Here is a 19247-nt window from a genome sequence, read left to right as displayed (position 1 = left end):
GAAGGCCTTGAAGTTCCTGAAGCTTTACGAGAAGAAAGTCCGGGGTGAGAAGTCGCGTATCCGTGTTGGGAGTAAAAAATCATGATCAAGATGAAAACCTATTTTTTGCGTAAAGAAGATTGCAACGCGTATGACAACTTAACGCTGGTGTGGCCGTGTGTTGAGCCTATCACGCAGTCACTCATCTCATTACTGCCGAGCACCCTGACAAAGGGGCGGGTAGCAGATGCAGTACAGTCCTCCGTGATGGCCTATAACCAGCAGGCAGACTGCCCTCTGAATGACTGGGAGCGCCTGGCGGTCTACTTCATCACTCTGGCAAATTTCGTTACCGAGCACATCGGCGGGAAAATGGATTTCAACGAACTAGCATCCACCAGTCAGTTACCCCGCAGACTGAACAGCGAGCTCATTAATGCGGTGGCGGACAAACTCGCATTAAGGATTTTACATGCTTGACCAATTAACCGAAGAGAAGTGGCCCCAGACGATAAAGATGATCATCATCTTCAGTACAGCGGTATTGTTCGTCATTTCCATGTTTTTCCCGGCCTCGTATTTTTACGAGAACGTGAAAAAAGAAGTCACCTGGGGTCAGCGTCTGATCGGTGATACGGATTTCACGCCTGTCATCTCAGACGTCAACAAAAACTACCGTTCATTCTTCGTAGAGACCGGAGTGGATGGCTTCTTGCGAGATTTTTATGAGTTGGATGCGTCCGACATGGCGAATCGTGGCGGTCCTCTTTTCTTATTCGCCTCTATCTTTCGCAACATGGCCGAAAACCTGAACTATTGGTTTTATATGATCGTGTATCGTTTGACTCTGAATATTTACTGGCTTCCGTACATGCTGGTGGTCACTCTGCCCTCTCTCTTTGCTGGGATCATGCGGTGGAACGCCAAGCGATATACGTTTGCCTACTCGTCACCTTTTCTTAACCGCCGCAGCATGGTGCTGATCGGCTGGGGGATTTACAGTATTTTGCTGTCACTGTTCGTCCCTCTTCCGGTACCGCCGATGATTGGTGCGCTCATCATGATTGTGATGATCCCAATCGGCAGTTCTCTGCTCATCAGTAACCTGCCTAAACGCATCTAAATCCCCCCCGAAAAGCGCCGCGTTTTGCGGTGCTTTTCATTATCCGCACTAAAACCGGAATGGTAAATTATCACCCGAGGTGAACTATGAATGAACTTAAGCACGTCTATTTGTCCGGACTCCTGTGCATTGCCTTTTCAGCCTGCCTGAGTGCTGGTGTTTTACTGACTGACAAGTCTGAGAAGATCAGCGAATTGAATACGGTCCTCCACAAGTCCAATTATTTAACCGACCGGGACAAGATGGATCGCGAAATGGCTGAAGTTTTGTTGCCTCGGCTACAGGCTCAGCAAGAAGAAATGAAAAAACGCGGGGCAATTAAGAAACCTGACATGGTTTTCGTCCCTGAACAATTACAGCAATCCCGAGGTTATTAATGGCTAAGCGTACAGGTTTGAAAGGGGTCATTTACGGCATTCCATTGGCAGTCATGATCGCCACATCGGGTTTCGCCGCCTATACGTTGGATAAACAAACGCGCCTGCTTAACGACCTGGCCGTGGTTGCTGATACGCAACGCAATGTCATCAGTAATCGGGGGGATTTGGAAGCCGCGTTTGACCGCTATATTGCGGCCTCTGGGCTAAAAGTCAGTACGCAGTCTAAAGCGCCAAACACGATCGGCTTCAGTACCGGTGAAAAACCGTCTGAGTCCTACGCACCATCCACGGACAGCGAGCGTATCTACGGCAACCCGGACGCACAGTTTTACGTCATTGAGTATTCCGATTTTGAATGCCCGTACTGCAAAACCCATTTCCCGCAAATGATGGATCTGGTGGACTCCTCGTCCGGCAATATCGCGATGGTGTTCAAGCACGTTCCAGTACACGGCCAATCCTCTCGCACCGAGTCTCTCGCCGCTGAGTGCGCCGCAGAGCAAGGTGGCAACCCGGCATTCTACAAAATGGCACGGGCGATCTTCGCTGACACACGTTCAGACGGTCACGGCTTGGCAACACCGCTGGACAAATTGGCGGAGAACAACGGGCTGGATGGGCAGCGCATTATCGAGTGTGTTAATGCCGCACGTCCAAGCGCCAAAATCGCTGAAGACGTGAAAGAAGCCGCACGCCTCAATATTCAGCAAACGCCTGCAAACATCGTCGTGTATGGCGACAAATCGGCAATGGTGCAAGGCTCCGTCAACGGGACAGGGCTGATGCAGATGATGGCGCAATTAGCCCAAGGGGGTGAGAAGTAAAAGAGTTTGCGTTTTGGGTTATAGCACCCGAAGGGGTTCGGGTATTTCGTTTCATAACTGGGGGTAAGCATGAGTGAGCCAATCCACATCTCGCATTCTGTCGATGATCCACCGAAGTTCTTCTTCTGGAGCGTTGATGAAGCGATGCCATTTTTCGTTTTCCTGGGTATCGGGGTCTTTACGGGCCGTCTCTTTACGATGTCGCTCATCGGTATCGTGATCACCCGTTTTTACGGCAGCTTCCTGCAAAAGGCTTCAGAAAAATACTTTCTGCACCTGTGCTACTGGAAGTTCGGTGTCTCTTTCGGGAAAAGCACCATTGTACCTAACGCATTCGACCGGGAATTTATTGTATGAAGAGCCAAGATTTTAAAAAGGGTCTGCTGAACATGAAAGGCGAAAACACTACGCTGAAGCTGGTGTTGGTTGTGTCGATTATCTGCATCGGCATTCTGTCCACCACGTTGATGAATCGTTCACAAATCGTAACTATCGTACCGCCTAATCTGACCGAAACCACCTGGTTAGACGAGAAAACGGCCGGGCAGCCTTACATGCAGGCATGGGCCATCTACCTGGCTAACTCAATGGGTAACGCAACGCCTGAGTCAGTCGATATGCTGAAGAAGTCTATAGGCCCATTCCTTGATGCTGGCATTTACACACAAGTCATGAAGCGCATTGACGACCAGATTGACCAGATCAAGCGAGACCGTATCAGCCTGAGCTTTACACCGACTCGCGTCTACCACGACCCCAAAGCGCCAGGCACCTACTTCGTAGAAGGTAGCCAAGGCCTTGAAGGGATCACGGGTAACCCTATCGTGAAGTCCGTGACGTTCCAAATGTCGATTGATGTGAAAGGCTACCGTCCGGTGTTGACCTTCATCAACATCAAGCAAGGTAAAGCCGAATTACCAAGCGAGAAGAAAGGCGACAAATAAATCTGGGGAAACACCATCCCGTAAATTTCGTCACCCGCCGCGTGCGGGTTATAAACACATTGAGCGCTTTTACGATGACGTGAAAGCTAGGTAAACAAAGTGAGCAGCATTAACAAAACCGTCGCGGTAACTTCCTGTGTATTGCGTCCGTCACTGTTCGGGGGAACAAATGTTGAATAGTAAACACGTAAAAATTCTGGCGCTGTTAATCGCGTCAATCACCGCCGGGCCTTCCATTGCGAATGGCCTTAACGAAAATAGCAATACACTGTCGGTCGATAACGGCGTTGTACTTCAACGTTCCGGTGACTCGGCCTCTGAAGATCCCGTTGTCGTTTCATCGGCAAAAGGCAATCACACAGCCACGGCGGGGGCGTCTGCCAACGCCCGTTCCAGTGATAACCCCGCTGTAGATGGCATCAACGTCCAACCTGTGCCGAATGCCATTGTTCAGCCTGTTCGTTTAACGGACGATGTCATTCCTTCGCGCCAAGACTTAATTGTAGAGCCCGGCGTAAACACCCTGATCCCAATCTCAATCGGCCAGCTGAACCGCATCGTTACGCCGTTCGAGCGCCCGACAGTCCAGCGCTTGCAGCTGTCTGATGTGAAAGTCAGCGTGCAGGGTAACGTGATCTACGTCTCCACGAGTTCAACTAACCCTGTCGCGCTGTACATCAGTGAAAAAGGGGACGAAAGCGTTGCGCTGTCTTTGTCGCTGGTTCCGCAAAAAATTGCCCCAGTGCAAGCCTCGCTCATGCTCTCCCGCAAGGTGGGTAACAATCCAGCCGCGACAGGGTATACACAGAATGTGATGTACGGTGGTAACGAAACCAAAGCCCGTAAATGGGAGCAAAAAGACAACTACGTCGAAACGATCCGCAACATTCTGCGAGCCGTTGCGTTGGGCGATATTCCACCAGGTTATGCAATGGGCAGCTTAGGTCGTGGTCACAGCATCCCGAACTGTAATTTCAGCACCGGTACTGCGCAGGACAATGTCAAATACAGCTTCGCTGGCGGTCAGTACATTCAAGGCAGTCAGTTCAGTGTCATCGTTGGTGTTGCACAAAATACCGGGGCTTCGACCATCACGGTAGACGAGTCGCTTTGTACTCACCCAAATCTCGCCGCGCGAGCCCTGTGGAGCCGGAATACGCTCCAGCCAGGGCAAAAGACTGAAGCCTACTTTGTCATTCGTAATCAGTCTCAGCAGGCGCAAGTCGATGATTCTGTCCGTCCAAAATTAGCGGAGTAATAGAAAAATGAGTAAATTAAAAGAACGCTGGGAGACGTTGGACGCCAAGAAGAAACGTCTTTTTGTGTGGGGTGGTACGCTTGTCGTGCTGATCCCGTCCATTCTGTTGCTAATGCCTGAATCCAGAACGCCTTCGTCGCGCGGGCCGTCTGAACAAATCATTTCCAGTGTATTGACTGACTCCGATACGCAAGGCGTTAGCCAGAACGCAATTGCCGCACGCCTGCGTTCTTTGGGTGATGCGATTGAAAAGCAAAACGCCAACATCACGGATTTGAAAAAGTCCCTCAATGTAGACGAAATCAACAAGCGTCTCATCACCATTGAGCAACAACAGCGCGCTGATCGCATTGAGCAGGAGAAGTTAAAGAAACGCGTCGCTGAAGGCGCTACCGTTTTACCCTACTCCAAATCAGTCCGTTCGAAAGACGTCTACAAAGGCGATAATAACGCCAAACAAGGCGTTGAGAAATTAACGTCGGACAGTGTTCACGAAAACCTGAACAACGACGACACGCTCCAGCGCGTGTACGAAAACACCCAGCAGCCGAATCCATCTGATTTTGCATTGGACAAGGACGCAAAAGGTAAGGACGGAAAGGCCGTTGCGCCTGCTACGCCGGATATTATCTCCGTGCATGAGGACATCAAAGAGATCGCTGCCGCTGACCCGGATGATGACCCCGCTTTCCAGACCTACCTCCCAGCGACCTCAATCCTGAGCGGTGTCTTCATTTCTGGTATGGATGCCCCAACGTCACAGAACGCACGTAAAGACCCGTATCCGGCGCTTATCCGCATCAAAAAAGATGCCATCTTGCCTAACCGCTTCCGTGCTGATGTGCGTGAGTGTGGCATGCTGGCCGCTGGTTTTGGTGAGCTGTCGTCTGAACGTGGTTACTTCCGCTCTGAAGTGATCACTTGCATTCGCGATGACGGTGCCGTATTTGAATCACCGCTGGATGCGTATGCGGTGGGTGAAGATGGCAAGGCCGGTGTCCGGGGTCGATTAGTTACTAAGCAAGGCCAATACCTGGCGAAAGCCTTGACGGCTGGCTTCTTGCAGGCCGCGTCATCGCTGTTCAGCGTCCAGAGTATTCCTACCATTAACGTCACGCGTGACAATGGCAGTGGCAAGAAAAATAACACACCATACGAACAAGTGATGAGCAGTGAAGCCCTTCAAGGTGCAGCCATCGCGGGTGTCGGTGGGGCATTGGACCGGCTGGCCGACTTTTACATGAACATGGCCGGTGACTTGTTCCCTGTTATCGAAATTGATCCGGGTCGCAGTGTCGATTTTATCGTTCAAAAAGGCGTGACGCTGAAGTTTACCCGCGTCAAACCGAATGGCAAAGCAACGCCTACTACTTTCAATTCTAACGGGACTAACTAATCATGTGGAAAAAACGTCTTTTAGCAATCTGTGTCGCGGCCACTGGCCTGGCTGCATTGTCTGGCTGTTCGCTGGTGGATGGTAACTCAGAATACGGCTGTAAAGGGATGCCCAATGCCGTGACCTGTATGAACATCCGCGACATCCACCAGCTGACCGATGGTGATGACTATCAAGATCGCATAGATGCCGTGTCGGAACAGCAGCTGTCTGGGAAGCCGGTGGACCTGAAACGAAATAGTGTCGTGGGTAATGCTGGTGCTGGTGGTGTTGCAACTGGTGGTCGTTACGTGCCGGTTCCGGCTGCAACCGCTAACCCTCAACCGATCCGTACCCAGGCACAAGTAATGCGTGTGTTGGTCGATCCCTACGAATCCGCAGACGGTGACCTTAACGTCCCTGGCTACGTTTACACAGAAATTGAACCACGCCGCTGGGAGGTGGGTGCATCACATGCATCGACTCGCAGCGCCGTTATTCGGCCAATGAGCGCGGCTCCAGTGGCGGCAAAAGGCCCTCAAACACTGAGCAAATAATGCTTACATTGAAATTAATGCAAACTGAATGATTTGAAATTCCCCCTCAAATACAGTCAGTTGCATTATGAAAGCCGCCCGGTGCGGCTTTCTTTCATTCTGGGTATCATTGCTATTTATCAAGATTGTGATTAAAATTACCTACGCATGGTAACCATACCGCAATTTTGCCAATGCTGACATTCGATGTGTGACTTACCCCTCGCGTTGGATAAACCCCACTCAGACAAATTGGTAAATGGATTCATGCGCAAGGCCGTTCCCCCTCGAACGGCCTTACCTTTTTATACTCCCTGTCCAAAAGCCCCTCTCAGAAAACGCCCTTTTTTGACCTCGTTTTGCTGGCCTTTTCGCTGTTAATCCGCCTTTGCACCATTGAAAATGTAGCCTCATTCACAGGAGCACTCCAATGACGCTACGCAAGAAAGTATTATCCCTGATTTTGTCCGCCAGCTTCGCCGCCTCCGCTTTTGCCGGTGCTGATGTGAACGCTGATACTGTGTTTAACAACAAAGCCTTTATGAATGCACCGAAGGACAGCAAAGACGTCAAGCGCTTCGTTGTGCCAACCAACGGCATCATCGCGCTGGAAGTAGACGGCAAAGTCAACCTGCTATCGTCAAACGGCCGGTACCTGTTCAAAGGGACTCTGCATGACACCTGGGCCAAGAAAGACTTGACCACACTTGACGATATCACCAAGTACGCCAGCATCATCCCAATCAAAGAACTGAAGCTGAACATCGCGGATCTCCAACCCGCCGTTTGGGGCGACGGTCCGAAAAAAGCCATTTTCTTCACCGACCCGAACTGTGTGCATTGTGCCGCAGCCCTGAATCAACTGGCAGATCTGGACCCGCACGAATACACCGTTAGCGTGCTGTCACTGGGCGCTCTCGGCGAGCCGAGTCAAATCCGTAACAAAGAGCTGTACTGCGCATCCGATCGCTACCGGGCCGACCGCGCCATTATTGCGCATGAAAAAACCAAATTTGAGCAGGTCAATGACTGTGACATGCAGGCGTTAGCGCGTCGCACAATCACGGCTCAGGTACTGGGCGTCAGCATGGTGCCATTCATCATCCGTGACGACGGCGTGTTTAGTATCGGCGCACCAAAGCAGGGTCTGAAAGCCTTCCTTGCTGGTCAATAAGTTCATCTTTCTGTGGGGTTAGAATGAGCGAGTCAATCATCGTACAGCGTTTGAAATCTATCAAACGCTTCTCGGATGTGTGCCCTGTTCGGGCATACGATGAGAAAAATCATATTTTCCTGTGTGACAATAAATACATCGGTTTCGGCTTTCTTTGCCGTCCGTTGTCCGGCACCAGCGGGAAAGAAATGCAGCAACTTCAAACACTGCTGTCCTCCAACTTTCCGGCGAAGACCATTGTACAGTTCGACCTGATTGCCAGCCCGAACATCGTTGGCAAAATCAATCAGATGGACGTACTGCGCATGGACTGCGAAGACGAGGTATTGCGGGATGCCGTCTACAACCGTTCTAAGTTCCTGCTTCACAGCACCGACTACCCCATGAAGGGTACGGGTACCCGTGTGCGCAACTGCTTGTTGCTGATCACGGTAAAGGTGCCAGTGAAAAACGAATACGATATGCGTGAAGAAGAATTCAACCTGATTTCTGAATTCCGCAACACGTTCGACACCACGCTGGGGATCACTGGCCTGTGCCCTGCCACACTGACGCGCGATCGCTACATTGACGTGCTGTCCGCCATTTTGAATCAGGGGGAAACCGCGTCGTGGCGTGATCGTAATCCGCTGCAAGTGCAAGATGATTTGATGATCTCGGAGCAGCTGGTTGACCCTGACCGTGAGTTCTTTATTCGTAATAAATACTGTGCATTCGGTAGCCCTGAGGACGAAAACCAACGCGGTGAACGCCATACCGGCACGACGTTTGTGCGCACGCTGAGCGCCAAGAAACTGCCTAAGCGCTTCTTCCCAGGGCAGGCGCAATATTTTCTCGGCGACATGATGAGCGGCGCAACGGGCATCAAGTCATCCTGCATTATCTCCATGAGCATGATCTTCTTCGACCAGCAAAACGCGAAGACAAAGTTCACGCAAAAGCGTAACTGGATTGTGCAGCAAACCGACGGGCCGATGGTCAAATGGATCCCGTCATTGAAGACTATCCGTGAAGGTTACGACCTGCTGAGTGATAAGCTGGACAACGGTGAGCCGATCTGCAAAGCCAAGTTCACAGTAACTATCTTCTCCAACTCCAAAGACGGTGCATTCCGTGCAAGCCAGGAAGCGGCCAGTTACCTCAACACGTATCAGTTCAAAATGATCCCGGACAGCTACTTTGTCGCGCCGATTTTCCTTTCGTCCCTGCCGATGTTCAACGAAGCAGGCGCAGAGAAGTCGATGGGGCGCTACCGCACGTTAGCACTGAGTGAGGCGTTGGTTATCTCACCCCTTTACGCTGACTGGCAAGGTACCAGCAATCCGGCGTTAATGCTGACGTCCCGATCGGGGCAGGTTCAGATGCTCGACCTGTTCGACTCGGACACCAACTACAACGCCTGTATTGCCGCAGAGTCCGGTTCCGGTAAGTCGTTCTTAACCAACTACATCATTACCGCTTATCGCAGTCTGGGGGCGAAAGTGTGGTGTATCGATGTGGGTGACTCGTACAAAAATATCTGTGAAACCTACAACGGGGACTACCTGGACTTCCATCCCGACAAGAAGCCGTGCCTCAACTTCTTTGAACTGATTGAAGACTACTTCGGCGAAAACCCAGACAACGAAGACGGCGGTGAAGAAGACCTGATTATCGGCCTTCTCTCTGTGATGGCAGCGCCAAAAGCTGGCCTGAACGACTTCGAAGAAGCGCGTATGAAAGAACACGTCGCCAACCTCGTTCGCACTCATGGGAAACAGACGACCGTTGATATGGTCGCGGAATCGCTGCTGTCGGACGAAGAGAACGACATCAAACGTCTGGGTCACCAATTATACCCATTCACTAGTCGCGGGCAGTACGGCAAGTTCTTCGTGGGCAAAAACAACATCGACTTCCGTAACCCGTTTACGGTCCTGGAATTGTCGCGTTTGGAAAGCTCTGAACACCTGAAGCAAGTTGTGCTGTTGCAGCTGATTTACCAAATCCAGCAAGACATGTTCATGGGCGATCGCGGCCAGATGAAAATCGTGGTCATCGACGAAGCCTGGGCATTGCTCAAAGGGAATATCGGTGCGTTCATTGAGAAAGGCTATCGCCGGTTCCGTAAATACAACGGCGCGGCCATCACGATCACGCAGTCCATTAACGATATTTACAAGGATAGCGTCGGAAAATCTATCGCCGACAACTCTGCGTTTATGCTGTTACTGGGTCAGAGTGAATCTGCGGTTAACGAAGCTCAACACCACCAGCGCTTGGCACTGGATGATTCAGGTTATCGTTTCTTGAAAACCGTGCGTTCGAGCCGAGGGGTTTACTCAGAAATTTACGTTATCTCCAAATCCGGCCAAGGGATTAGCCGATTGATAGTGGATCCGTTCTCGATGCTGCTGTACTCGACGGCACCAGACGACGTAGCGGCTATCCGAAAACGTAAAGCACAGGGCATGTCCACCCAGGATGCCATCAACTCCATTCTTGAAGAGCGACAACGAGGTAAAGCCGCATGATTAAGACCGCAGCTGTTTCATTACTCTGCGGGTTTCTGGGAGCCGCCCTTTATGGGCGGTTTGCCCCCCCTGCTGCCCCCACTGACTACATTGCTGTCGTCAGTTATACCGGCGCAAACGGAAAGGTTCTCAGCGACCCTCAAATTAAACTGGTTCATGCTCGTGCCGAGGCAATGGCAAAGGCTGGCTACATGGTTCTCAATGAGTCGGCGTTATACAAATACCCAGCTCATATGCAAATCCCGCAAACCGTTTCTTCGTCAGCCAACTAACTGGGGGTAACGTGGTCAAGGACACAGCGAATTCACTTTGGAAGAAAATTTATAAGCAAAAGCGCCCGTGGAAAAAACATGCTTTGCTGATGTTGCTGGTGGGCGCGATCTCCGCTCCGTCCAGTTATTACGTGTTGCATCGTTTCGAAATTGGTATTGACCCGCAGAACAACCAGTGCTTACCACCCTACCGTATTTACCTGGTCGATAAGCACGATACCACGCCCGTTAAAGGTACGACCTTTGCGTTTAGCTCGAAGTACATGGGTGAGTACGGGAAAGGGATAAAAATGGTTGATGGGATTAGCGGGGATGCCATCGCTGTGAATGACGAAGAGACCACTGTAAACGGTTCAATGGTCGGCGAGGGCCTTGCACTGGCAGAAGAGTCAGGACATCCAATCAGCGAACTGACTCGCCAGGGGGTCATTCCTGAGGGCCGAGTCTGGCTAATGGGACGCACAAAATTAAGCTTTGACTCCCGGTATTGGGGAACGCTACCGGAGTCACAAATCATAGGAAGGGCCTACCCGATATGGTAATCAAACAAAAAGTTGCGACGTTTCGCAAAACTCTCATCGCATTGGCCGTGCTTGGTAGCATGGCCTTTTCTGTCAGTGCCGCGCAGCCATTGACGGATTTACCCGCTCGCCCAGTAGGCACTTTCCAGGATAGCGATCTGCCCTCCCGCCCTGCTGAGGTGACGGATAATGAAAAGGCCGATATCGATAGCCTCATCCGTGTGGCAAGAGAACAACAAAATAATGAAGAAGCAAATGCAAAGCTGGCGCGTGAAAATAACCGCGAAATGCTGCGAAAAATGCCTGATTCGCGTACCGACAATGAAATGATAAGTGACGCTGTCACAGGTGCGATTGCGGATGCAGATGTCGCTGACGGTAAACAAAACAAAATGGCCGGTGATTTTTACTATGTACTGGTTTCTGCCTCGCTGTCTGATAAAGAAATTAAAGGCATGATGGCCGAATACAATGGCCGCAGGGATGTCTCGTTGGTTATTCGTGGCGTTACGGATAAAGCGAAATTAATGGACGAGCTCACTCGCTGGCAACAACTGGTGCTTGACTCCGGCTCGGAAGTGACAGTGAATCTGGATCCGGTCATTTTCAAAGACAATGCCGTCACCGCCGTTCCAACCATCATCCATGAGAAAGACGGTGAATTTGTCGCCAGTGTTTCCGGCATCTCAAATATCGACTTCCTGAAAGATAAAACCGGTAAGCTGGGAACCGCTGGCCCAACGAAAGAAGTCGTAGAGCGCAGTCTGCTGGACCTGATTGAAGAAGGGGTGAAAAACCTCGACTTTGACCAGATGAAAAAAGACGCTTTAAACAATTATTGGCCTCGCCAACGCCAGGAATTTGAAGCGTTCCCGACTGTTAAGAAGCGTGCAACCCACACGATTGACCCGACGGTGATCATTCCTCAGGATATTGTCACGCCGGAAGGCGTTGTCGTCGCTAAAAAAGGGAAGGTTAATCCATTGGATGTGATGCCCTTCGGCCAAAAGCTGATTGTGTTTGATGCCAGCGTGCCGTGGCAGCGTGACTTCGCGCGTCATGAGTACGAAAACACCGAGTCCGGCATCAACCCTATCCTGATCACAACGAACGTTTATGGTGATGGCTGGGATACGTTCAAAGATGCCGCGCAGCATTACGGTGAAAAAGCCCGCCTTTACATGATCCAGCCCGGCATGTCTGAGCGCTTTGGGATTGAAGCGGTGCCCAGTATCGTGACTGCTGACAGAAAGGTATTCATCATCAACGAATACCCTGAAGCCAACTACGCGCAGAAGGTGGCAAAATGAAATCCCTACACACGAAATTGAAATCATTCAGCTTGCACCTGATCGCAGCCACGGCAATCTCCTTAGGTTTTGCGGGCAATGCGCTGGCTGACAAAACGGCGGAGACTGCGCCTGCGGTGAACGAAGTTTGCCGTGATAACCAGCTTCTTTCCTTCAAGCTGTTTACCGACGTGTGCTGGGGATGCATCTTCCCAATCAAAGTTGCCGGGATTACGATGGGTCCCTCCGGTAAAGTGCCTGATAATGCGGCCAGTGGTATGGCGTGTGCTTGCCAGGATGGGCTTGGGGTGTATCACCCTGGCGTACTGACGGCGATGTGGGAGCCTCGCAAAATCATCGAACTGACGCGCACACCTGGCTGTATGTCATCGTTGGGTGGGGTTAACTTGAACCTCGGGAACAATCTCCAGTACGGGATCCAAACTGACGGCGGTGATGAAGAGCGCCGCAATAAGTTTTCGATCAGCTTCTATAACGCCCACATGTACGCGTTGCCATTGCTGCGTATGCTTGACCTGTATTTGCCGGGGCAATGCACTGCTGACCCGTACAGCGACTTTGACGTGGTCAGTTTCTCCGAGATTGATCCGACCTGGAACAACACTGCGTTGGCATTCTTCCAGAACCCTGAATCAGCTGCGGTAGCCAACGTTGTGGCACAACAAGCTTGCGCCCTTGAGGCTACGGCTCAGTTTGCAGGTAAACAGCCAATGGATTCGATGTGGTGGTGTGCGGGCTCTTGGGGTGGGCAATATCCATTAACCGGGTCGGTACGCAGCATGGACACGCCACGGACAACCAGCTTGGCCGGTATTCGCGAGCTCGCTGTTGAGCACCGTCGTGGTCTGGCGTATCGGACAATGGGCAATGACACGGTTTGTCGTTCGAAGATCTATCCGACACTCCCTAAGCAGCAATACAAACTGAACATGTTCAGCCCGACACCTGAAACCAAAGAGGGCCATGAAGTCGGTGAATCACCCTACCAGTGGCAAGGTGGCATGTATCGCTATCCTACTGGGAAAGGTCAAGACTCAACGTACATGATCTATCAGTGGATGGATTGCTGTCGAACGATATAAATCGTCTTAAACACCGGCCCTTACCAAAAGGTTAAGGGCTTTTTTTGTGCCCAACATTTTAAATATACTGATGAATTAGTTATTTATATTAGGTTGCTGTGTTACTTCACAAGCTTTTACCTCTCCTTGAGCACAAAGCTTTTTCTGTTCTTCAAAAATTTCAAGTATCTCGGGTGCATGTGGGTGCCCCTTATCGGAAGCGGACCTTAACATTTTTAGACCAAGACTAATATCTTTAGGATATCCTTGCCCTAAGAGATGCATTGCGCCGAGAGCAGCCTCTGCGCCTACTGAACCATTTTCATAAGCCCGCGTAAACCAAAGTATTGCCATATTGTATTCTTTTTGCCCTGTTAGCCCTAAATAGTACATATGCCCTAGCTTTTCTTGAGAATCTCGGTGATTTCTACGCCCAGCTTCAATGAACCATTTTTCAGCTTCTTTATAGTTCTTCTGCTCATAAAATTCTTCACCACGCTGCGCCAGTGAATTTCTCTCTACATCATGAATTTGCTTGGTTGTTAATGGGACTTGTTGGGATATGGAATAATTTGTTTCAGCTGGAACCAGCATTGAAGGTAAGTAAATTAATAATGCTAAAGCGCATATACCTATCTTTCTCATGATAAACCTATTATTTGAATTATTAATTATCTAATTTGTATAGCAAAATTTAACAAAAATGCAACCAAATGGACAGCAAAAAAGGCAGGTGGGTGGCCTGCCTTTGTGAGGGGATCGTGTTGAGAGGGGTTACGACTTGGCTGGGATGTCGTCTTTTGGTTCGGCGCTTTCCGTCTGTTCGTTGGTCGCCTTGTTCGCCTCATCGGCATTCTTGCCGTTGTTGTCGTTCAACTCTTCGACCGTGGTCGATGCATGCCGGTCAAGGAGGTTAACCATGTTGCGAATGCTATCGCGCAAGCGGGTTTTATAGTCATCCACTTCATCCTGGTTAAACAGGTTGTTCAACCACAGGCGGTCTAGCAACGTGATCAGTTCGTCAAAGTCACGGAACAATCGCACAACACGCATGGCATCCGGTGTACGCACGCGAATGTTATAATCGCGCGGTGCTGTATAGGAAACCTCTTCGATACGGGATGCCCCAGAGGTTTTAGCCTGTTCAAGCACTTTATTGAGCGCCGTGATGCCTGAGCTAATTTCTTTCTCAGGCCCGGCCAGAACTTCACCTACAGCCTTCTTGGTTCGGTCAATCGCGCCTTTCACGCCGAGGCGCTCCAGGCTGGTGCTGTTAATAGTCAGATTGAACAGCGCCTTTGACATCGAGTTGTAGTGGCGTTGCTGCATACGGATACCCTCTTGCGTTTGCAGCTGGAACGGTACGGTGATCTCTGGGTTAGAGTATTCACGACGCTCTCGTCCCGGTGCCTGCCCTTTGCTTTGTGCAGACTCGGTATTACGTGTACGGTTGCCACGGTTGTTACGTTTGTTTTGACCCTGCTTTACGTTATCAGTCACTTTAGCCTTCTCTGTAGTTGCCATGATTTATCCTCACATTTAATCGCATTTAAGCCTGACTATTTAGTCATACGAAAACGGTCAAGTCATGGGAAAAGGCCAACGTTTCGCGGAAGAAAAACAGTTCTTGATCTGACTGATTATCTGAAGTAGGATTTTGTAACAGCCTAGCTGATGGCTCACTCTCTTCTCAGCATAACTTCAAACGTAAACCCGTAACTTTGGTGTGAAGATACCACCGCCTCCTGGTAGCCTAATCGGCTTTCCTCACGGGTTACGCACGCCTCAATCAGGCCAGAGCATCTCTGACGTGTTCTTGTTCTTCGAACAAAACATGTCACCTTGCCGCCCTACCAAAGGGTATTTTTGGATCTCAATCCAAACCAAAAAAATTGTTAACTTCCTCTTGTTTTTAACTCCCGCGTTTTGTCTGTGCCCGGACTTCGTTTTTTAACGTTGTCTTTCGCTTTGTTTACATCTCATGAATCCTCACGTTTCAGGGTGTTTCTCTGTGGCCGGACTTCGCTCATAAATTTATGGTGAATATTATGTCTTCATTCGAATTGCAAGGTTTTGTTTATATTGGCATGTTCCTCTCGTTGTTCTGGCGTCCTAAGAACGCTTCGTTCGTAGTGCCAGCTGGTATTGCTTTTTATATTTATACGACCGGTTTTGTGCAATCCACTATTCCTTTAATCATTGCCTGTGGCTGTCTGACGCTGTCAGCTGTTGTTCTGGCTGTCCAGCTCATGTCTCGTTTCTCCCCTAAAGATGACGAACTTGATGAGTCTGACGATTCTGATGATTCAACCGCCCCAAGCGCCAAACGTTCTTCACGCACTGTTATCACAGAGCACGAAGGTAAGTTGGTGTCTTTTGGTATGGCTCATTGGAAAAATGACCGTTCAAACGATATGTCCTTCTATGTTGAAATTGAAGGGCAAAATAAAGTTTGGGCAATTGGTCTGAAAAAAGCTGTTGAGAATTCTGGCGCTAAAATTGGTGACACTGTCGTTTTCTGGAAAGATTCCGAAGTGCGCACCAGTAAAGCTCAGGTTCTTGATCGTAAGGGTAATGTGACTGGTTATCGCGACCTTGAAACTGATAAACGTCGTGGTCTCTGGATCATGGAAGTTATTAGCTGATATTCACTTATCTCTCTTAAACAAGCCCAGGTAGCTGGGCTTTTAACTCTTTTAAATCTATTAATTTCAAGGTGATCTATGTTTATCGTTAATGCACCTGCGTTCAAAGCTTGTCTTCATTGCAACACGCTGTGTCAGTTAGAAAACCATAATCCTTGCTACAATACATACACACTCAATTGTAGCTGCTGTGGTTGGCATTCTTGCCAAAATGAAGAGGCTGATACTTGCCCTAAATGTATCAGTCAAAGCGATGATATTGCGCTTCGCGAATACGGTGTCAGAAACCGAACTGATGCCTTCAAGCTGATGGCTAAAGTTAAACAGATGCTGTCTTCTGTCGCATGCAACATTGATAAGAATCGATTGAGAAAAAAAGACCGGAACCGTCTTGAAGACGCTTTCATGATTTGTGTTCATCTAGATGGTACGAGCTATTGTAAAGGTTTTACGTATCGCGCCTCCCTGGATTTCATTTATCGTCGATACATGCAGTTAGCTGCTGCTTATCACTGATATCCGCACGGCATTTTCGCCATTTATCATCTTAACTTCCCAAGAAACCCAGCCTATGCTGGGTTTTTTTTTGCCTATCGATTGACCCGCCCTTCCGTATCGCTTACTCTGTTCTGGCGATTACATCGCATAACTTCCGGCAATAGCCCTTAACCAAAACACCTAATTTCGGCCACCAGCGCCTCTACGAATGGATCCTGTATTCATTCTCACGGCTTTTCCATGCCTACAAAACAGAATTCGACAGCCCGGTGCCCTATGGCTTCGGGCTTTTTGCTGTGCGTCGAACCGGTGTTTTTCCTCAAGCTGAGGAACACAGTGCGTCCAGTCATCCTACTGGTCAATGCTTTACCCTTAACTTCCTTGTATTTCAAACTTCCTAACTTCTGTCTGCCTATTGGTTTTCCAATCACGGTAGTTGGCATCTTTTTGCCAAAAATATCCAAATTTTCTAAATATTTTAAATCTATTAATGAGGTATTAATTATGTTCTCTAAAGCTAAAGGTACTGTTGCTATTGATCCTCGCTATACCCCAGCTCGTAACGGTAAAGATTCAGTTATCTTTTTCCGCTTAGGCTGTGAAATGACGATCAATAAACAGAAAGTTACTGAGTTCTACTCAATGAAGGCTTTCGGTAACGTTGCAGACTTCCTCAACGAAACCATAAAGAAAGACTCTGAGATCTCTATCGAAGCTATTGCTCGCTCTGTTCGCTTTGTGAAAGATGGCGTTGATACTCAACGTACTGAGTTTCACGTTTTTTATGTTCACGATATCGCCACCAATTTGGTCGTTGATACTCGTGTCAATGAAGCTAAACCTCAGGCGTTTGTGGTACCAGTAACTCCCGCTGTACAGCCTCAGCACTCCGCTCGTTCACCAGATTTACAGAAACGATTGGACGCTGATTTGGCCTGGCAGAATTTAACTGACAATGATGTAAAAACCATTGGCAATAAATTCCGCCAAACCTATCAGGCTGCACTTGCTTCTGCCAATGCTAAAAGAGCCGTAAAAAATCTACCTGTTGAAGCTGCGGTTCCCGTTTCGAAAGATACGGCTACTGCACCTCAATCTCGTCCGTTTGTCTCTTCAACAAGTCCTACGCACCACATTCTGGTTGCAAGGGCTGCGGCCGTAAATGGTAGCTACACCGATATGCGTGGTTAATTAACCGCTTTGAAATGCCACTCTTTGAGTGGCTTTTTCATATCTGTCTTACGGAAAACATTCTATTTAAATCTATTAAAGAGGTATTACCATGTCTTATTCAAACAACAGCCGTCGCGTTTATGACAACAATAACGCGAAAAGAGCCAACACTGACATCACCGTCAAAGTTGACACCGTGACCCGTCACATGATGACTCTGGGTAGTCAGTTTGAAAAAGCGGCAATGCACCCGCATGTCTCCTTCCAGAGAGAGTGTGTGTTTGCCAAGCACATCATTAACAACAGTGACTATCTTACCGGTATTGCGATAACTAACCCGCGCTCTTTCGAGACTGCGTTCTTACAGTTAGCCAGTTCCGGCTTGACGCTCGACCCAGCACAGAAACAGGCCTACCTGGTTCCGCGCAATAATCGAGTGATCTTGGATGTCTCTTATCTTGGCCTGATCAAGATGGCTACAGATGAAGGGCTCTGCCAGGACATTGTTGCTGAATTGGTGTTTGAGAATGATGCTGTATTTAAGCCACAAGGTCGTCGTAATAGTCCCATTCATGAGTTCGACCCCTTTGCTAGTAAAGGTGATTTACTTTTGACTGTGACCGATAAAGGCGCCTTAGGCGCTCGCGGTAACTTCCGTGGTGTTTATGTGGACTTTCTCATGCGTGATGGGCGCAACCTCGTTTACTTCGTAACCGTCGAAGATTTGGCCGCTGCTCGCGCAGTTTCTGAATCTTGGAAAAAAGTGGATAAAAGAGCATCATCTCCGTGGACAAACTTCCCGTGGAAAATGGTTCTCAAATCCGCCCTTAAACAAACTGTTCATTTAATCCCAGGTAACAGAACTCGGATCAGCGCAGTGATTGATTATCTCAATACCTACGGTGAAGAGGGGTTCAAATCTTCCGCTCATGTCCCTGTTGAAGCCGCTGCGGCTGAAATGGCTCAACGTCAAGCTGCTCAGGCTGCTAACAATGACGTTGTCTCATCTCAAGCTAATAGTGCTGATGACAGTGTTATTGAGGGGGAAGTTGTTGCTAGTGATGACGTCGCTACTCCTGTACAACCGGCTCAACCCGTTGAGCAAGCTTCTCAGCCTGTCTCGCAGGAACCTCAGTCTGCTCCCGTTGATGTTCAACCGGATCCTGCTGCGGGTGGAACTCAGCCAGAAGAACTTCAAGTTCCGATGTCTGATATTCCCGGTGTTCGTCAAAGCAGTTTCAAACGTATTGCTAAACTCGTTACCCGCGCAGAAAAAACGCTGGCTTACGAAACCATGCTCGCCGAACTGAAAGAAGCTTTTTCTTTCAATGACAGCGAATTGGCTTACGCAAAACGTCAATTGGAACAATCACGCCGTGACCTGCTCAGTACGAAAGTTTCTAAGTCCGTTCACATGTGTGATTTTGGGATCGCAAATGACTTTGTTAATCGTCTCGCTGACGGTGAGTTTAAAGCCAGTGCAGTCCAGTGGGTTTCTTCTGTTGAAGCTGAAACTAACAACATGCAAGTGCTCTACTCTCAAGCGCTTCAGTCCGGTCAATTCGACGAACTTGAAGCGGCCTTGAATTCAGTCAAACACAAAGGTCTCAAAGAGATGTTGTGCAATCTGATTTCAACGGCTAAAGCGGCATAAAACATAA

22 protein-coding genes are annotated in these 19247 nt (G+C 49.2%); 19 read left to right on the top strand and 3 right to left on the bottom strand.

Translation table 11 applies throughout. The features are described from left to right. Nucleotides 1-81: 81 nt before the first annotated feature. The 8 genes from PR725_RS20705 to PR725_RS20670 all read left to right on the top strand — a co-directional run bounded on the left by PR725_RS20705 (nucleotide 82) and on the right by PR725_RS20670 (nucleotide 5904). Nucleotides 82-459 (top strand): hypothetical protein, encoded by a 378-nt coding sequence (locus PR725_RS20705; RefSeq protein WP_272570365.1) that lies wholly within the window; start codon nucleotides 82-84, stop codon nucleotides 457-459. Further along, nucleotides 452-1102: a DUF4400 domain-containing protein gene (locus PR725_RS20700; RefSeq protein ID WP_272570364.1), complete on the top strand. Its 651-nt coding sequence runs from the start codon at nucleotides 452-454 to the stop codon at nucleotides 1100-1102. The genes PR725_RS20705 and PR725_RS20700 overlap by 8 nt, the downstream gene beginning before the upstream one ends. A gap of 86 nt (nucleotides 1103-1188) precedes the next feature. Next, nucleotides 1189-1479: a hypothetical protein gene (locus PR725_RS20695; RefSeq protein WP_272570363.1), complete on the top strand. Its 291-nt coding sequence runs from the start codon at nucleotides 1189-1191 to the stop codon at nucleotides 1477-1479. Next, nucleotides 1479-2306, top strand: a complete 828-nt coding sequence (locus tag PR725_RS20690; protein ID WP_272570362.1) for a DsbA family protein — start codon at nucleotides 1479-1481, stop codon at nucleotides 2304-2306. Before PR725_RS20695 ends, PR725_RS20690 begins: the two co-directional genes overlap by 1 nt. Nucleotides 2307-2375: 69 nt before the next feature. Then, nucleotides 2376-2663 carry a type IV conjugative transfer system protein TraL gene (gene traL, locus PR725_RS20685; RefSeq protein ID WP_272570361.1) on the top strand — a complete coding sequence of 96 codons (288 nt, stop codon included), beginning with the start codon at nucleotides 2376-2378 and terminating at the stop codon, nucleotides 2661-2663. After that, the gene (locus tag PR725_RS20680; RefSeq protein ID WP_272570360.1) at nucleotides 2660-3250 is read left to right on the top strand and encodes a TraE/TraK family type IV conjugative transfer system protein; all 591 of its coding nucleotides are present in this window, start codon (nucleotides 2660-2662) and stop codon (nucleotides 3248-3250) included. The genes traL and PR725_RS20680 overlap by 4 nt, the downstream gene beginning before the upstream one ends. Before the next feature lie 169 nt (nucleotides 3251-3419). Next, nucleotides 3420-4508, top strand: coding sequence for a TraK domain-containing protein (locus tag PR725_RS20675; RefSeq protein WP_272570359.1), 1089 nt, complete (start codon nucleotides 3420-3422; stop codon nucleotides 4506-4508). 7 nt (nucleotides 4509-4515) lie between these two features. Beyond that, nucleotides 4516-5904, top strand: a complete 1389-nt coding sequence (locus tag PR725_RS20670; RefSeq protein WP_272570358.1) for a TraB/VirB10 family protein — start codon at nucleotides 4516-4518, stop codon at nucleotides 5902-5904. Here the strand turns inward: PR725_RS20670 and PR725_RS20665 are convergent. Then, the gene (locus PR725_RS20665) at nucleotides 5897-6040 is read right to left on the bottom strand and encodes a hypothetical protein (RefSeq protein WP_272570369.1); all 144 of its coding nucleotides are present in this window, start codon (nucleotides 6038-6040) and stop codon (nucleotides 5897-5899) included. The two genes, PR725_RS20670 and PR725_RS20665, sit on opposite strands and share 8 nt — an antisense overlap. On the opposite strand from PR725_RS20665, the gene PR725_RS20660 reads away from it, so the two are divergent. From PR725_RS20660 to PR725_RS20630, 7 genes are all read left to right on the top strand, one after another. Then, complete coding sequence (locus PR725_RS20660) at nucleotides 5979-6440, top strand: TraV family lipoprotein (protein ID WP_272570368.1); 462 nt, start codon at nucleotides 5979-5981, stop codon at nucleotides 6438-6440. The two genes, PR725_RS20665 and PR725_RS20660, sit on opposite strands and share 62 nt — an antisense overlap. A 409-nt stretch (nucleotides 6441-6849) precedes the next feature. Further along, nucleotides 6850-7593, top strand: a complete 744-nt coding sequence (locus PR725_RS20655; RefSeq protein WP_272570357.1) for a DsbC family protein — start codon at nucleotides 6850-6852, stop codon at nucleotides 7591-7593. 23 nt (nucleotides 7594-7616) lie between these two features. Beyond that, complete coding sequence (gene traC / locus PR725_RS20650; protein ID WP_272570356.1) at nucleotides 7617-10106, top strand: type IV secretion system protein TraC; 2490 nt, start codon at nucleotides 7617-7619, stop codon at nucleotides 10104-10106. Further along, nucleotides 10103-10378 carry a hypothetical protein gene (locus PR725_RS20645; protein ID WP_272570355.1) on the top strand — a complete coding sequence of 92 codons (276 nt, stop codon included), beginning with the start codon at nucleotides 10103-10105 and terminating at the stop codon, nucleotides 10376-10378. The genes traC and PR725_RS20645 overlap by 4 nt, the downstream gene beginning before the upstream one ends. Before the next feature lie 11 nt (nucleotides 10379-10389). Continuing rightward, entirely contained in the window at nucleotides 10390-10920 is a 531-nt protein-coding gene (gene lepB / locus PR725_RS20640) for a signal peptidase I (protein WP_272570354.1), read from the top strand. After that, nucleotides 10914-12209: a TrbC family F-type conjugative pilus assembly protein gene (locus PR725_RS20635; protein WP_272570353.1), complete on the top strand. Its 1296-nt coding sequence runs from the start codon at nucleotides 10914-10916 to the stop codon at nucleotides 12207-12209. Before lepB ends, PR725_RS20635 begins: the two co-directional genes overlap by 7 nt. Next, nucleotides 12206-13291, top strand: a complete 1086-nt coding sequence (locus tag PR725_RS20630; protein WP_272570352.1) for a TraU family protein — start codon at nucleotides 12206-12208, stop codon at nucleotides 13289-13291. Before PR725_RS20635 ends, PR725_RS20630 begins: the two co-directional genes overlap by 4 nt. 75 nt (nucleotides 13292-13366) lie before the next feature. On the opposite strand, the gene PR725_RS20625 is transcribed toward PR725_RS20630, so the two are convergent. Both PR725_RS20625 and PR725_RS20620 read right to left on the bottom strand, forming a co-directional pair. Next, nucleotides 13367-13915, bottom strand: coding sequence for a tetratricopeptide repeat protein (locus PR725_RS20625; protein WP_272570351.1), 549 nt, complete (start codon nucleotides 13913-13915; stop codon nucleotides 13367-13369). 129 nt (nucleotides 13916-14044) lie between these two features. Further along, a complete protein-coding gene (locus PR725_RS20620; protein WP_272570350.1) occupies nucleotides 14045-14794 on the bottom strand; it encodes an AcaB family transcriptional regulator in 750 nt (249 codons plus the stop codon). 524 nt (nucleotides 14795-15318) lie between these two features. Here PR725_RS20620 and PR725_RS20615 point away from each other — a divergent pair. From PR725_RS20615 to PR725_RS20600, 4 genes are all read left to right on the top strand, one after another. After that, nucleotides 15319-15915: a hypothetical protein gene (locus PR725_RS20615; RefSeq protein WP_272570349.1), complete on the top strand. Its 597-nt coding sequence runs from the start codon at nucleotides 15319-15321 to the stop codon at nucleotides 15913-15915. Between the two features lie 78 nt (nucleotides 15916-15993). After that, nucleotides 15994-16431 (top strand): hypothetical protein, encoded by a 438-nt coding sequence (locus tag PR725_RS20610; protein ID WP_272570348.1) that lies wholly within the window; start codon nucleotides 15994-15996, stop codon nucleotides 16429-16431. Nucleotides 16432-16917: 486 nt separating this feature from the next. Beyond that, nucleotides 16918-17604, top strand: a complete 687-nt coding sequence (locus PR725_RS20605) for a single-stranded DNA-binding protein (RefSeq protein ID WP_272570347.1) — start codon at nucleotides 16918-16920, stop codon at nucleotides 17602-17604. Nucleotides 17605-17695: 91 nt separating this feature from the next. Beyond that, nucleotides 17696-19240: a recombinase RecT gene (locus tag PR725_RS20600; RefSeq protein WP_272570346.1), complete on the top strand. Its 1545-nt coding sequence runs from the start codon at nucleotides 17696-17698 to the stop codon at nucleotides 19238-19240. Nucleotides 19241-19247: the final 7 nt, after the last annotated feature.

Origin of the sequence: Providencia sp. PROV255 (assembly GCF_028478065.1) — a bacterium.
Taxonomy (GTDB): domain Bacteria; phylum Pseudomonadota; class Gammaproteobacteria; order Enterobacterales; family Enterobacteriaceae; genus Providencia; species Providencia rettgeri.
Note: the sequence above shows the minus strand (reverse complement) of the source record. Positions and strands in the feature narration are given on the sequence as shown.

Bases quoted from the DNA above. Each gene is read 5' to 3' on its own strand.
- PR725_RS20635 (WP_272570353.1), top strand. From the start codon at position 10,914: ATGGTAATCAAACAAAAAGTTGCGACGTTTCGCAAAACTCTCATCGCA.
- PR725_RS20610 (WP_272570348.1), top strand. From the start codon at position 15,994: ATGTTTATCGTTAATGCACCTGCGTTCAAAGCTTGTCTTCATTGCAAC.
- PR725_RS20690 (WP_272570362.1), top strand. From the start codon at position 1,479: ATGGCTAAGCGTACAGGTTTGAAAGGGGTCATTTACGGCATTCCATTG.
- PR725_RS20655 (WP_272570357.1), top strand. From the start codon at position 6,850: ATGACGCTACGCAAGAAAGTATTATCCCTGATTTTGTCCGCCAGCTTC.
- PR725_RS20630 (WP_272570352.1), top strand. From the start codon at position 12,206: ATGAAATCCCTACACACGAAATTGAAATCATTCAGCTTGCACCTGATC.
- PR725_RS20675 (WP_272570359.1), top strand. From the start codon at position 3,420: ATGTTGAATAGTAAACACGTAAAAATTCTGGCGCTGTTAATCGCGTCA.
- traL (WP_272570361.1), top strand. From the start codon at position 2,376: ATGAGTGAGCCAATCCACATCTCGCATTCTGTCGATGATCCACCGAAG.
- PR725_RS20665 (WP_272570369.1), bottom strand. From the start codon at position 6,040: ATGTTCATACAGGTCACGGCATTGGGCATCCCTTTACAGCCGTATTCT.
- PR725_RS20600 (WP_272570346.1), top strand. From the start codon at position 17,696: ATGTCTTATTCAAACAACAGCCGTCGCGTTTATGACAACAATAACGCG.
- PR725_RS20625 (WP_272570351.1), bottom strand. From the start codon at position 13,915: ATGAGAAAGATAGGTATATGCGCTTTAGCATTATTAATTTACTTACCT.
- PR725_RS20680 (WP_272570360.1), top strand. From the start codon at position 2,660: ATGAAGAGCCAAGATTTTAAAAAGGGTCTGCTGAACATGAAAGGCGAA.
- traC (WP_272570356.1), top strand. From the start codon at position 7,617: ATGAGCGAGTCAATCATCGTACAGCGTTTGAAATCTATCAAACGCTTC.
- PR725_RS20645 (WP_272570355.1), top strand. From the start codon at position 10,103: ATGATTAAGACCGCAGCTGTTTCATTACTCTGCGGGTTTCTGGGAGCC.
- PR725_RS20615 (WP_272570349.1), top strand. From the start codon at position 15,319: ATGTCTTCATTCGAATTGCAAGGTTTTGTTTATATTGGCATGTTCCTC.
- PR725_RS20670 (WP_272570358.1), top strand. From the start codon at position 4,516: ATGAGTAAATTAAAAGAACGCTGGGAGACGTTGGACGCCAAGAAGAAA.
- PR725_RS20605 (WP_272570347.1), top strand. From the start codon at position 16,918: ATGTTCTCTAAAGCTAAAGGTACTGTTGCTATTGATCCTCGCTATACC.
- PR725_RS20695 (WP_272570363.1), top strand. From the start codon at position 1,189: ATGAATGAACTTAAGCACGTCTATTTGTCCGGACTCCTGTGCATTGCC.
- PR725_RS20700 (WP_272570364.1), top strand. From the start codon at position 452: ATGCTTGACCAATTAACCGAAGAGAAGTGGCCCCAGACGATAAAGATG.
- PR725_RS20620 (WP_272570350.1), bottom strand. From the start codon at position 14,794: ATGGCAACTACAGAGAAGGCTAAAGTGACTGATAACGTAAAGCAGGGT.
- PR725_RS20705 (WP_272570365.1), top strand. From the start codon at position 82: ATGATCAAGATGAAAACCTATTTTTTGCGTAAAGAAGATTGCAACGCG.